The sequence below is a fragment of the Brevundimonas sp. genome (assembly GCF_036399195.1).
Taxonomy (GTDB): domain Bacteria; phylum Pseudomonadota; class Alphaproteobacteria; order Caulobacterales; family Caulobacteraceae; genus Brevundimonas.
Genome location: NZ_DASWNO010000130.1, coordinates 1 through 12,007 on the forward strand (window position 1 = coordinate 1; position 12,007 = coordinate 12,007).

Below are 12,007 nucleotides of genomic sequence, written 5' to 3' on the forward strand. Positions count from 1 at the left end.
GGAGCGGATGGAGGGCGCGCTGGTGCCGTCGACGCGGGAGTATTTCCGTTTCTGGGGCCTCGACCGGGAAAAGCTCAGCTGGGCCGCGGCGGGGGCGAAGGTCATGCACCCGGGGCCGATGAACCGGGGTGTCGAGATCGATTCGGACGTCGCGGACGATCTGGACGTCTCGCTCATTCAGGATCAGGTCGAGATGGGTGTCGCCGCGCGGATGGCCGTGCTGGCGGCCCTGTCGACGCGGCTGGATGGAGACGCGGCATGAGCGCCTCCCCTTCCCGGCCGCTGGCCATCCTGAACGCCCGGCTTCTCGACCCAGCCTCGGACTACGACGGCCCGGGCGCGGTTCTGATCGAGGACGGACGTATCGCCGAGGTCACCCGGGGTCCCGCGGCGGCTCCGGACGGCGTCACTGTGATCGACGCCGGCGGGCAATGCCTGTCGCCGGGTCTTATCGACATCCGAGTCAAGACCGGGGAGCCCGGCGCCGAGCCGAAGGAGACGCTGAAGTCGGCCAGCCTGTCGGCGGCGGCGGGCGGCGTGACCACGATCGTCATCCAGCCCGACACCGATCCGGCGCTCGACGATCCGGCGATGATCGAGTTCGTTCAGCGACGCGGCGCGGCGCTGGGTCTCGTCAACGTCCGTGCGGCGGGCGCCGCCACCAAGGCGCGGGACGGCGTCCGCATGGCCGAGATTGGCCTGATGGACGAGGCGGGGGCCCTCTACTTCACCGATGTGGACCAGGTCATCGCCAACACCCGCACCCTGCAGCGGGTGATGACCTACGCCGCGGCATTCAACGCCCTCATCTCGTGCCGCCCGGCCGAGCCTTGGCTGACCGAGGGGGCGGTGGCGACGTCGGGCGAGCTGGCCACGCGGCTCGGCCTCGCCTCGGCGCCCGCCATCGCCGAACGCATCCAGCTGGAGCGCGATCTGGCGCTGGTCGAACAGACCGGCGCGCGTTTCCTGGTCGACCAGATTTCCACCGAAGGCGCTCTGGAGGCGCTCGCCCGCGCCCGGGGCAAGGGGCTGGAGGTGGCGGCCTCGGTGTCGATCAACCACCTCTGCTTCAACGAGATCGACATCGGCGACTATCGCACCTTCTACCGGCTGGACCCGCCTCTGAGGCCTGAGAGCGACCGGCAGGCCCTGATCGAGGCGGTGCGCGATGGTCTGATAGACGCGATCACCTCAGCCCACGCCCCCGCCCCCGCGGAAGACAAGCGCCGCCCATTCGCGGAGGCGACTCCCGGGGCCGTCGGGCTCGAGACCCTCCTGCCCGCGGCCCTGTCGCTGCACCATGAGGACGGGCTGGACCTGCTCGACATCCTGCGCCCCCTGACCCACGGACCGGCGACCTTGCTCGGTCTCCAAGCGGGTGTCCTCGCGGCCGGAGCGCCGGCCGATCTGATCCTGTTCGACCCGGGCGCGCCGATCGTGGTCGACGCGGACAAGCTCAGGTCGAAATCAAAGAACTCCCCTTTCGACGGCCGCAGGCTGCAGGGGCGGGTGTTGCTTACCGTCGTCGGCGGACGCATCGTGCACGACGCACGCTAAAGGGGAGCGAATCACTTGCAGGACCTGGTCGGACCCGCCTTGGGGACGCTCGCCGTGGTGGCGATCGGCGGCTACCTGCTGGGATCGATCCCGTTCGGGGTGATCCTGACGCGTCTGGTCACGGGCGAAGACGTCCGCAAGATCGGATCGGGCAACATCGGCGCAACCAACGTCCTGAGGACCGGCCGCAAGGATCTGGCGTTCGCCACCCTCATCCTCGACGCCGGCAAGGGCGCGGTCGCCCTGCTGATCGCGCGGGCCCTGTTCGACAGCGAGGTCGCCGGAGCGATCGCCGGCGGGGCGGCTTTCCTGGGCCACCTGTTCCCGGTGTGGCTGGGCTTTCGGGGTGGCAAGGGCGTAGCGACCTTTTTCGGCCTTCTGATCGCGGCGGCCTGGCCGCTTGGGTTGCTGGCCGGCGCGACGTGGATCCTCGTCGCAGCCCTGTTCCGGATTTCCTCCCTGTCCGCCCTCGTCTCCTCTGCTGCTGCCCCGATTTACGCGCTGCTGCCGCTCGCCGCCCTCGGCCTACCCGCGCCGCAGCCGGTGGCCGTGCTCGCGCTGCTGACGGCGGTCCTGATCTGGTTCCGGCACCGCGAGAACATCGCCCGCCTGTTTAAGGGGACCGAGCCCCGCATCGGCGCCGCCAAGGCGTGAGCTCGCGCCCGCCCCTCGCGGAGGCGGAACGGACGGCGCGGTTGCGTCTGGCGAGAACGGACCGGGTCGGGCCGGTCACTTTCAGACAGTTGCTGGAGCGGTTCGGCAGCGCGCTGGACGCGCTGGAGGCTCTGCCGGACCTTGTTCGCCGCGGAGGCGGTCGACCGGGTGATGTGCCGGACCCCGCCGCGGTTGAGGCCGAGCGAGAGGCGGGAGCGCGCTTGGGGGCGCGCCTGATCGTGCTGGGCGATGCGGACTACCCAGCGCCGCTCGCTGCGGTCGATCCGCCGCCGCCGGTGCTGTGGGCGCTCGGCGACCCGTCCCTGATGCAGCGGCCCTGCGTGGCCGTCGTCGGCGCGCGCATCGCCTCGGCCGGCGGCCAGCGCATCGCGCGAGGGCTGGCCCAGCAACTGGGCGAGGCCGGGCACGTCGTGGTGTCGGGTCTGGCGCGCGGGATCGACGGCGCGGCCCATGCGGGGGCCCTGCCGACCGGCACCGTCGCCGTGTTGGGCGGCGGGGTGGACGACGTCTACCCGCCCGACAACGCAGACCTCTACCGGCAGATCGCCGAACAGGGCTGCATCGTCTCCGAAAGCCCGATCGGCGCGAGGGCCCAGGCGAAGGACTTCCCGCGCCGCAATCGCATCATCTCGGGCCTGTCGCGCGGCGTGATCGTCGTCGAGGCCGAGCTGCGCTCCGGCTCCCTCATCACCGCTCGGCTGGCGGCGGAGCAAGGGCGCGACGTGTTCGCCGTGCCCGGATCGCCGCTCGACCCACGCTCAAAGGGGCCGAACGAGCTTCTGCGGCAGGGCGCGATCCTGTGCGAGGGGCTGGAGGACGTGGAGCGCGCCTTCACCACCCTGAGGACGCTGCGCGAGCCGCCGGGTGATACGCCCTTCGAAGGCGTGCCTGTCGACATCGACGCTGTGCTGCTGGAGCGCGTCGCCGCCCTGTTGTCGCCGACGCCGACGCCGCGCGACGAGCTGGCCCGCGCGGCGAACGCCCCTGTCGGCGCCGTCGCCGCCGCGCTGCTGGAGCTCAGCCTTGCCGGCCGCGCCACCCTGCTGCCGGGCGGCCTCGCATCGCTCTGAGCCGGCCCCGAATCGCCGCCTAATCTCGGGGCCGATTGACAGCGACGCTCGCGCCAACCACGTTCCGCCCCCTTTCCGCGCCCGTCGAAGGCCCCCTCCCCGCATGAACCTCGTCGTTGTCGAGAGCCCCGCAAAGGCCAAGACCATCAACAAATACCTGGGTCCGGACTTCACCGTCCTGGCCTCCTACGGCCATGTGCGGGACCTCCCCTCGAAGGACGGATCGGTGCGGCCCGACGAGGATTTCGCGATGTCGTGGGAGATTGATCCCAAGGCGTCGAAGCGGATGAGCGAGATCGCGGAGGCGGCGAAGAAGTCCGACCGCGTCATCCTCGCCACCGACCCGGATCGCGAAGGCGAAGCGATCAGCTGGCACGTCCTCGACATCCTGACGAAGAAGAAGGCGTTGAAGGACACCGAGGTCCAGCGCGTCACCTTCAACGCCATCACCAAGTCGGCCGTGCTGGAAGCCATGGCGGCCCCGCGCCAGATCGACATGGAGCTGGTCGAGGCCTATCTGGCCCGGCGGGCGCTCGACTATCTGGTCGGTTTCACCTTGTCGCCGGTCCTCTGGCGCAAGCTTCCCGGCGCGCGCTCGGCCGGTCGCGTACAATCGGTCGCCCTGCGCATCGTCGTCGACCGCGAGCTGGAGATCGAGGCGTTCAAGGCGCAGGAATACTGGTCGGTCGAGGCCGACTTGGCCGCCGACAGCCCGCCCTTCACCACCCGCCTGGTCAAGCACGCCGGCAAGCGGGTCCAGCGGCTGGACATCACGTCAGAGGCCATGGCGACGGCGGCGCGCGAGGCGATCAACGCCGGAACCTTCACCATCGCCTCGGTGGAGAAGAAGCCGGTCAAGCGCGCCCCCAGCCCGCCGTTCATGACCTCGACCCTGCAGCAGGAGGCCTCGCGCAAGCTCGGCTTCACCGCCCAGCGCACCATGCAGGCGGCACAGAAGCTTTACGAAGGCGTCGACGACCAAGGCGGCCTGATCACCTATATGCGGACCGACGGCCTCTACATCACGCCGGAAGGGGTGGCGCAGGCGCGCGAGGTGATCGGCCAGCGTTTCGGCCCCGCCTACGTCCCGGAGCAGCCGCGTTTCTACAAGACCAAGGCCAAGAACGCCCAGGAAGCGCACGAAGCGATCCGCCCGACCAACATGACCCGCGCGCCCGAGACCCTGCGTCTCGAAGGAGACCTGCAGCGGCTGTACGAGCTGATCTGGAAGCGGACCATCGCCAGCCAGATGGAGTCCGCGCGCCTCGACCGCACGACCGTCGAGATCGAGGAGCCGACCGGTCAGACGGCCCTGCGCGCCACCGGCCAGGTCGTCGCCTTCGACGGCTTCCTCGCCGTCTATGAAGAGGGCCGGGACGAGAAGCCCCGCGACGGCGCCGACGACGAGGACGACACCACCCGCCTGCCCGCGCTGAGGGAAGGCGCCGCAGCCAAGGTCGAGGCCATTCGGACCGAACAGCATTTCACCGAACCGCCGCCCCGCTTCTCCGAGGCCACCCTGGTCAAGAAGCTGGAGGAGCTCGGCATCGGCCGGCCCTCAACCTACGCCTCCATCCTGACGACTCTCCGCGACCGCGAATACGTCCGCATGGACAAGAACCGCTTCATCCCGGAAGACAACGGCCGTCTGGTCACCGCCTTCCTCGAGCAGTTTTTCGGCCAGTGGGTCGAATACGACTTCACCGCCGCGCTGGAAAACCAGCTGGACGAGGTATCGGCCGGCGAACTGGACTGGAAGGCCGTCCTGCGCGGCTTCTGGGCCCAGTTGAAGCCAGCGACGGCGGCCGTGCTGGAACGCCAGGGCGTGATCGACGAACTCGACTCCGCCATCGGGCCGTTCCTGTTCCCGGAGAAGGCTGACGGGACCGATGCGCGGCTCTGCCCGGTGTGCGGGACCGGCCGCCTGCACCTGAAAGCCAGCTTCAAGATGCGGTCGTCGTTCATCGGCTGCTCCAACTACCCCGAATGCCGCTACACGCGCGGCTTCGGCGCGGCCAACGGAGCCGAGGACGCCGGGTCCGACCGCGAACTGGGCGTCGACCCGGAGACGGGCCAGCCCGTCGCCCTCAAGATCGGCCGGTTCGGCCCCTATGTGGAGACCACGCCGCCGGGCGAGGAGAAGCCCAAACGGTCATCGCTGCCGAAGGGCTGGTCCCCGGTTTCCCTGACGCTGGAGCAGGCGCTGCGGCTGCTGGCCCTGCCGCGCGAGGTCGGGATGCACCCGGAGGACGGCAAGCCGATCACCGCCGGCCTCGGCCGCTACGGCCCCTTTGTGCAGCACGCGGGGACTTACGCGAATGTCGCTGACATCGATGAGGTTTTCGAGGTCGGCCTGAACCGGGCTGTGGTCTTGCTTGCTGAGAAACGCGCGGGCCATTTCGCGGGACGCGGCGCGGCGACGGCGCCGCTGAAGGACCTGGGCGCCCACCCGGAGACCGGCGAGCCGATCCACGTCATGTCCGGCCGTTTCGGCCCCTATGTGAAGTCGGGTAAGATCAACGCGACTCTTCCGAACGGCACGGCGCCCGAGGACCTGACGCTGGAAGCCGCCCTGCCCCTGCTCGCCGCCCGCGCCGCCGCCGCACCGTCGAAGGGCAAGAAGGCTCCGGCGAAAAAGGCTGCGGTGAAGAAGCCTGCGGCTGCGGCGAAGAAGGCTCCGGCGAAGAAAGCGAGCGTGAAGAAGGTGGCGAAGCCCGCCGTCTGATCCTGAGCCGTTCATCCCGGCGAAAGCCGGGACCCAGTCGTTTGGATGATGCGGTGGGAGAGTTGTTGCGCCCTCGCAAGTCCTGAAGAGCCGGCGCTTTGCTGGACAGAACTGGGTCCCGGCTTTCGCCGGGATGAGCGGATTTGGCTTAGCGCTTCAGCAGCCGGTCTCTTGCCGCGTTCAGGCGGGTCGCCAGACCTTCCGTGCCGCCCTGATCCGGGTGGGCCCGGCCCATCAGACGGCGCCAGGCGGCGTTGACAGCCTGCGGCGTCGCGTCTGTCGGCACCCCGAGAATCGAGCGCGCCTCAGCCTCCGACAGCGCCTCGCCCGCCCGCTTAGGAACGTCGCGCTTCCGCGAAGCCAGCGTCAGCCATAGCCCCGCGCCGATCAGCCCGCCCGCCGGAAGCCACGCGCCGCGCGCCGCCAGCAGGACGCCCCCGCCCAGCAGGACCGCGCTCAGCAGGGTGGCCGCGACGCGCCAATGTCCCCGCGCCGGTCCCTCCCCCTGGCGGCCCAGCCGGATCAGCGCCCAGAGCGCGATGGCGCCCAGAACGAGCCAGATCAGGCCCAAGGCCTAGGCCGCGGCGTCGAGCGGCGCGTCAAGCGCGCCGGTTTCGAGCCCCAGCGCTTGCATCAGGTTGCGCAGTTCCTGCCGCGCCGCGACGTGCGCCAGCGACACCGACACCGGGCGCACCGTGCTGGACAGGTCGGCGACGGTCAGGCCGAACGGGAACAGCTCGCGGTAGATGACGCGGTCGCGCAGGCCCGGCCCCATGCGGAAGCCGACGCGACCGGCCAACTTCTGCATCCGCTCCTCGAGACGACGCCGGTTGCGAGCCTCGGCGACGGCGAGCCGGTTGGTGACCACGATCCAGTCGATCGAGGCACCGCGGCCGCGCGTGATCGCGCGGTGCTTCCGGGCTTCCCAGACGCTCTCGGAGTAGATCGAGGGCTTGAGCAGATCGAGCGTCACCGGATCGACCGTGCCCAGCAGGTCGAAGTCAACGAAGCTGTCGTTCATCGGCGTGACGATCTGGTCAGCCAGGCCGTGGGCGGTACGAGACAACAGGGTATCGCCGCCGGGGGTGTCGATCAGGATGACGTCCGCCTGCTCCCTGGCCTCGGCGAAGGCGGCCTCGAAGCGCGCCAGCTGTTCGTCCTCGCCAGCGCGGGCCAAGGCCTTGCCGTCGCCCATGTCCGGCTCGACCGGCATGGGCAGAACCTGATCGTTGCCGTGCATCCAGCCCGCCCGGTTGGCGAAGAATTTCGACATCGACCGCTGACGCAGGTCGAGATCGATGATGGCCACGCGCTTGCCCGCGTGCAGCAGGGCTGTGGCGACGTGGATGGCGAGCGTGGACTTGCCGGCCCCGCCCTTCTCGTTGCCGACGACGATGACCACTGGGTCACTCATGGAGACTCGTACCTGTTGAAAGCCGCCGACTCGAGCGGCGACCGGGAACAGGCAGAATCGCGGTCGGCGGGGTCGCCGTCAACGCGCGCGAGGCATCGCCTTGTGGATGCCCGTCAGGCGGTGCGCCGACACCACGGATCGTCGATCCCCGCGGCGGCGCAGACCGCGGCGGCTCCGGCGGCGGGCGCCCGAACCTTGAGGCGCGTCAGGGTTCGACCGCCGACCTCGACGGTCTCATAGACCGGCGACAGACCATCCAGGGCCCATGCGGCCTGGCCGGACTGAAGCCGGGCCCAGGCGGCGCGCGCCGCGTCCTCGCTGGAATAGGCCCCGAGCTGAACCAGGGACCGCGGCGGCAGCGCCTCGGCAGGCTGGGCCGCCGGGCGGAGCTGCGCCCGGACCTGTTCGACGCGGGCGGACACCTGTTCGCTCGCCGTTTCGACTAGCGCGGGAGCGGCCGCGGCGGCGAGACGCGGCGCGGCCGCCTCCACGGCGTTTCTCAGGTCGGCGTCCCGCGCGTCCCACAGAGCGTGCGGAGTCAGCACCTCGACCTTGAGCGCGGGCCGCATTCCACTGGACCGGCCTGCGGCTCCCGGCGCTGGAGCAGCTGTCGCGCTCTCAAGCTCAATATCCCCGACGGAGCGGGCCATAGTCTCGAACTGGTTCGGATCGCTCTCGACGGCACCGCAGGCGGTCAGACCCGCAGCGGCGAGCAGAACCAGCGCTGGACGGATCGCGAGGCGGAGCGTCATAAGGCGACCTTGAGCTGAACCGTTTTGCGGTCTGGTTTACAATCACGCTTAAGACGCAGGGTTAATCCGTCCAACATGATCGAAGCCGCTCCCCTCGCCATCGTCCGCACCGTGGCGGCCTTGCGTGAACAGGTGAGCGCGTGGCGCCGGCAAGGGTTCACCGTCGGCTTCGTTCCCACCATGGGCGCGTTGCACGAAGGCCACCTTTCGCTGCTGCGAGAGGCGGCGCGCCGGGCCGACCGCGTGGTGGCCAGCATCTTCGTCAATCCCACCCAGTTCGCGGCCCACGAGGACCTGGGCTCCTACCCGCGGCAGGAAGCCCGGGATGTGGAACTCCTATCCAGCGTCGGCTGCCACCTGCTGTACGCGCCAACCGCGGCCGAGATGTACCCCGACGGGTTTGTCACCGGCGTCAGCGTGGGAGGCCCTGCCGTGGGGCTCGAGTCTGAGTTCCGGCCCCACTTCTTCGCGGGCGTCGCGGTCGTGGTGGCCAAGCTGCTCAACCAGGTGCAGGGCGACGTGGCGGTGTTCGGCGAGAAGGACTACCAGCAGCTCATGGTCGTCCGTCGGATGGCGCGAGATCTGGACATCCCGACGCAGATCGTCGGGGCGCCGACGGAGCGCGACGGCCACGGTCTGGCCCTGTCTTCGCGCAACGCCTACCTCGACGCCGCCGAACTCGATGTGGCGAGACGGCTCAATGGCGTGCTGGCCGAGGTCGGCGCCCGGGCGACCGCGGGCGGGCCGCTGGCCGAGTTGGAGCGCCGGGCCGCCGAGGACCTGCTGTCCGCAGGATTCGCGTCGGTGGACTATGTCGCGGTTCGCGGGGCCGACGATCTGGCGCCGTTCGCGAGCGGTATCGTAGATGCGCCGGCCCGCATCCTCGCGGCCGCATGGCTGGGCAAGACACGACTCATCGACAATATGGCCGTCGCCGCGCCGTCGTAGACGGGCCTAGGCGAGCTTCAGGTCCATCGGTCCGCCGATCCACTCAACCCGGGCCTTGCGGCGCGCCTCGGCTGCGGCCGGCGCATCGCCCAGCGCGGCTTCCGCCTCGGCCAGCACGAAATAGCTGTAGGGATCGCTGGGCCAGTCCTTGAGCAGCTCAAGGACCTTGGCCTTGGCTCCGGCCGCGTCGCCGTTCAGCAGCAGGGCCGCGGCGAGACTGCGCCGGGTCGGATACCAGATGATCGGCGGATCGCCGCCCTCGCTGCGCATCGCCTGAATCTCAGCCGCGCGGGTGAAGGCCGCGACGGCCGCCTCTGCATTGCCTTCCAGCATTGCGGCGCGACCCTCGAGCACGCGCTGGGAGACCTCGGTGAACTGGTTCCGCATCGCGCCCTGCGGCCCGGCGGCGAAGTCAGGCGCGGCGCGCAGGGCGGCGACGGCTTCGGCTTCGGCGCGAACGGCCGCGGCGTCCCCTGCCCGTGCGGCTGCCTCGCCGCGGGCGAAGCGCCAGCTGACGCGCAGCATCGGATGGCTCTCGGCCGGTTCGGCGAAGCCCGCGACTTTTTCGGGAGAGCCGAAGCGGCCGTAGATGGCGTAGGCGTTGTTCGCCATCGCCTGACGCCAGACGTTGGTCGCCGGGATGTTCGGGTAGGTCGTCAGGAACCAGTCGGCGAGCTTCAGCCCCTCCTCCGCCCCGCCGGCCATCAAGGCGCCGCCCATACCGAAATGGATGTTGTGGCCGTGCAGGGGCATGCCGGGAACCCCGCCGGGCGGGCCCGCCAGTTCGTCGTACCGCTTGTCCAGCGCCACCGCGCTAACGTTGGACATCATGGCGTCGCGATAGCGGCCGACGCGGTAGAAGGTGTGCGACGGCATGTGCACCAGATGGCTCGCGCCGGGGGCCAGCGCGGCCAGCCGCTCCCCGTAGGGGATGGCCTTGTGCGGGTCGTCCGACCATTCGGTCAGGTGGATGTACAGGTGGATGGCGCCCGGGTCGTTCGGAGCCGCCGCCAGCGTCTGCTCGAGGATCGCCATGGCGCGGGTGATGCCGGGATCGGCGGCCTTGCCGTCGTCGTCCCACCAGTCGTCGGCCTTCAGCATCCATGCGTCAGCAGTGATCGCGGCCACCGTCACGTCCGCCGGATTGCGCAGCGCGATCCGGTTCATCGCCTCGGCGAAGCGGCGCTCGCGGGTTTCCTTTCGGCCCGAATAGCGCTGGACCAGGGCGTTGATCATCTGACGCTGCATCGGGGTGGCGCGCCGGGCCAGCCGGCGGGCCTCCTGCGCCGCTTGCAACGCCGCGGCCTGGCTGTCGTCGTCGGAACCGCCGCCGTTGAGGTTCGGCCCCAGCGCCCACGCCTCGCCCCAGGCGCACATCCCGCACGTCGGATCGATCAGCCGCGCCTTGCGGAACGCCCGCACCGACTCCTTGTGTTCGAACGCCCAGCGCAGCCGAACGCCGTGATTGAACCACGCCTGCGCCTCGGCGCTCCGGGCATCAATTTGGAATCCCGCCGAGCCGAAGCCGTCCACCATCACCATCGAAGCCGCGGGGTCAGTAATGTTAGCGGAAACAGCCGGGCCGCAGGCCTGGGGCCGTTCAATCAGGTCGCGCACCGCGCGATCGGCCGTTGCATCGGCCACCGCGGCCGGTCCGATCAGGGCGGCGGTCAGCGCCACGCCCGCCATCAACACACTGCGCATCGTCTGCTCCCCTGTCCCTCGGGACACCGTGCCGCGAAACGACGGAAGAGCCAAGGGCGTCAGCCGCAGTCGACGTTCTCGATGATCCCGGACGTCTGGTTGAAGCGAACGTTGAGGCGGTCGGGGCGCAGGTCCCGCGTGGTCGGACAGGTGGTGCAGACGATCCTGACGTTCGCGCCGGCGGGGAAGCTTACGGCCCCAACGTGCGATCCGATCAGGGAGCGCGCGGCGGCGGCGTCGCAGCGTTGCGGGATCGGCGTGGACTCGGGCCCCGTTTCCACCAGCGGGACGGGAGCGCAACCGCTGGCGACCAAAACCGCCATAACTATAAGATATTTCATCCGCACTTCACCTCCCGGATGACGCCAGTCCGCTCGTCATAGAAGACGTTCAGCCGGCTCTGGTTGTAGTCCATTGTCACCGGACAGGTGCTGCAGGTGACGCGCCAGGTCTCGTTGGCCGGTTTTGGCGGCAGCTCCGACCGGTTACGCCCGACAAAGCTCTGGTACCGGTCTGCGCGACAAGGGGTCGGATCATTCGAGGGGCGAACAATCCCGGGATCGGCTCCGGCGTCCAGCGGCGGCGCGCAGGCGGCGAGCGAGGCTCCGAAGGCGAGGGTGGCGATGGCGATCTTCATGCGGCGTCTCCTGCGAACGGCCTCAGCCGCAACGAACCTGTTCGACGATCTCGCTCTGCTCGTTGAAGAAGATGTTCAGCCGTTGCGGCGAGAAATCTTCCGTCACCGGACAGGTCGTGCAGGTGACGCGCCGATTGACGACATCCACCGGCACGGGAATCTCGCTCTTCGGCTTTCCGACCAGCCACTGCATCTCACCGGCCTTGCACTGGTCGACGGTGGGATTGACCGGCGGCGCGCCGACCGGCGGATCGACCTGCGCCTGTTCGATCGCGCGGGGGGCTGACGCATCGGATGCGGGCGTCGAGCAGGCCGCCAGCGCCGCGAGGGCGATCAGGCCGCCTTTTCCCAGCGACCTTCGGGCGACTGCTTCCAGTAGGCCAGGTTGGCGCCGCGCTCCTTCAATGTCTTCCAGCGGTTTCGCGCCTCCGCCACCGCGGCCTCGTCGCGTCCGTCGAAGATGATGAAGCATCGGTCGAAGCCTTCCGTATCGCCCAGCTCTGCGCTGTCCACGATGAACAGCGC

General features: G+C 69.8%; 13 protein-coding genes and 1 pseudogene. 7 read left to right on the forward strand and 7 right to left on the reverse strand.

Features of this window, described 5'->3' with window-relative positions; translation table 11 throughout:
• The 5 genes and pseudogenes from pyrB to topA form a co-directional block, all read left to right on the forward strand.
• Nucleotides 1–262, forward strand: a pseudogene (gene pyrB, locus VGB60_RS06070) (aspartate carbamoyltransferase catalytic subunit); the annotation flags it as partial.
• Nucleotides 259–1,557 (forward strand): dihydroorotase, encoded by a 1,299-nt coding sequence (gene pyrC, locus VGB60_RS06075; RefSeq protein WP_331037369.1) that lies wholly within the window; start codon nt 259–261, stop codon nt 1,555–1,557. The pseudogene pyrB and the gene pyrC, both read left to right, overlap by 4 nt.
• Before the next feature lie 15 nt (nt 1,558–1,572).
• The gene (gene plsY, locus VGB60_RS06080; RefSeq protein ID WP_331037370.1) at nt 1,573–2,211 is read left to right on the forward strand and encodes a glycerol-3-phosphate 1-O-acyltransferase PlsY; all 639 of its coding nucleotides are present in this window, start codon (nt 1,573–1,575) and stop codon (nt 2,209–2,211) included.
• Nucleotides 2,208–3,302: a DNA-processing protein DprA gene (gene dprA, locus VGB60_RS06085; RefSeq protein ID WP_331037371.1), complete on the forward strand. Its 1,095-nt coding sequence runs from the start codon at nt 2,208–2,210 to the stop codon at nt 3,300–3,302. Before plsY ends, dprA begins: the two co-directional genes overlap by 4 nt.
• 103 nt (nt 3,303–3,405) lie before the next feature.
• Nucleotides 3,406–6,027, forward strand: a complete 2,622-nt coding sequence (gene topA, locus VGB60_RS06090) for a type I DNA topoisomerase (protein WP_331037372.1) — start codon at nt 3,406–3,408, stop codon at nt 6,025–6,027.
• A 148-nt stretch (nt 6,028–6,175) separates the two neighbouring features.
• Here topA and VGB60_RS06095 read toward each other — a convergent pair whose 3' ends face one another.
• From VGB60_RS06095 to VGB60_RS06105, 3 genes are all read right to left on the reverse strand, one after another.
• Nucleotides 6,176–6,598: a molecular chaperone DnaJ gene (locus tag VGB60_RS06095; RefSeq protein WP_331037373.1), complete on the reverse strand. Its 423-nt coding sequence runs from the start codon at nt 6,596–6,598 to the stop codon at nt 6,176–6,178.
• Between the two features lie 3 nt (nt 6,599–6,601).
• The gene (locus VGB60_RS06100; RefSeq protein ID WP_331037374.1) at nt 6,602–7,441 is read right to left on the reverse strand and encodes a division plane positioning ATPase MipZ; all 840 of its coding nucleotides are present in this window, start codon (nt 7,439–7,441) and stop codon (nt 6,602–6,604) included.
• 113 nt (nt 7,442–7,554) lie between these two features.
• Complete coding sequence (locus tag VGB60_RS06105) at nt 7,555–8,193, reverse strand: SPOR domain-containing protein (RefSeq protein ID WP_331037375.1); 639 nt, start codon at nt 8,191–8,193, stop codon at nt 7,555–7,557.
• Nucleotides 8,194–8,268: 75 nt separating this feature from the next.
• Here VGB60_RS06105 and panC point away from each other — a divergent pair, with 75 nt between their 5' ends.
• Entirely contained in the window at nt 8,269–9,141 is an 873-nt protein-coding gene (gene panC, locus VGB60_RS06110) for a pantoate--beta-alanine ligase (RefSeq protein WP_331037376.1), read from the forward strand.
• A 6-nt stretch (nt 9,142–9,147) separates the two neighbouring features.
• Here the strand turns inward: panC and VGB60_RS06115 are convergent, their stop codons facing one another.
• Genes VGB60_RS06115 through VGB60_RS06125 form a run of 3 tightly spaced genes read right to left on the reverse strand, consistent with a single transcriptional unit; the run spans nt 9,148 to nt 11,482 of the window.
• Nucleotides 9,148–10,845, reverse strand: a complete 1,698-nt coding sequence (locus tag VGB60_RS06115) for a hypothetical protein (RefSeq protein ID WP_331037377.1) — start codon at nt 10,843–10,845, stop codon at nt 9,148–9,150.
• Nucleotides 10,846–10,904: 59 nt separating this feature from the next.
• A complete protein-coding gene (locus VGB60_RS06120) occupies nt 10,905–11,186 on the reverse strand; it encodes a hypothetical protein (protein WP_331037378.1) in 282 nt (93 codons plus the stop codon).
• Complete coding sequence (locus tag VGB60_RS06125; RefSeq protein ID WP_331037379.1) at nt 11,183–11,482, reverse strand: I78 family peptidase inhibitor; 300 nt, start codon at nt 11,480–11,482, stop codon at nt 11,183–11,185. The genes VGB60_RS06120 and VGB60_RS06125 overlap by 4 nt, the downstream gene beginning before the upstream one ends.
• Here VGB60_RS06125 and VGB60_RS06130 point away from each other — a divergent pair.
• Entirely contained in the window at nt 11,469–11,768 is a 300-nt protein-coding gene (locus VGB60_RS06130) for a hypothetical protein (protein WP_331037380.1), read from the forward strand. The two genes, VGB60_RS06125 and VGB60_RS06130, sit on opposite strands and share 14 nt — an antisense overlap.
• A 47-nt stretch (nt 11,769–11,815) precedes the next feature.
• On the opposite strand, the gene VGB60_RS06135 is transcribed toward VGB60_RS06130, so the two are convergent.
• Nucleotides 11,816–12,007 (reverse strand): DNA polymerase III subunit chi (locus tag VGB60_RS06135; protein ID WP_331037381.1); only part of this gene is annotated, 192 nt, incomplete at its 5' end.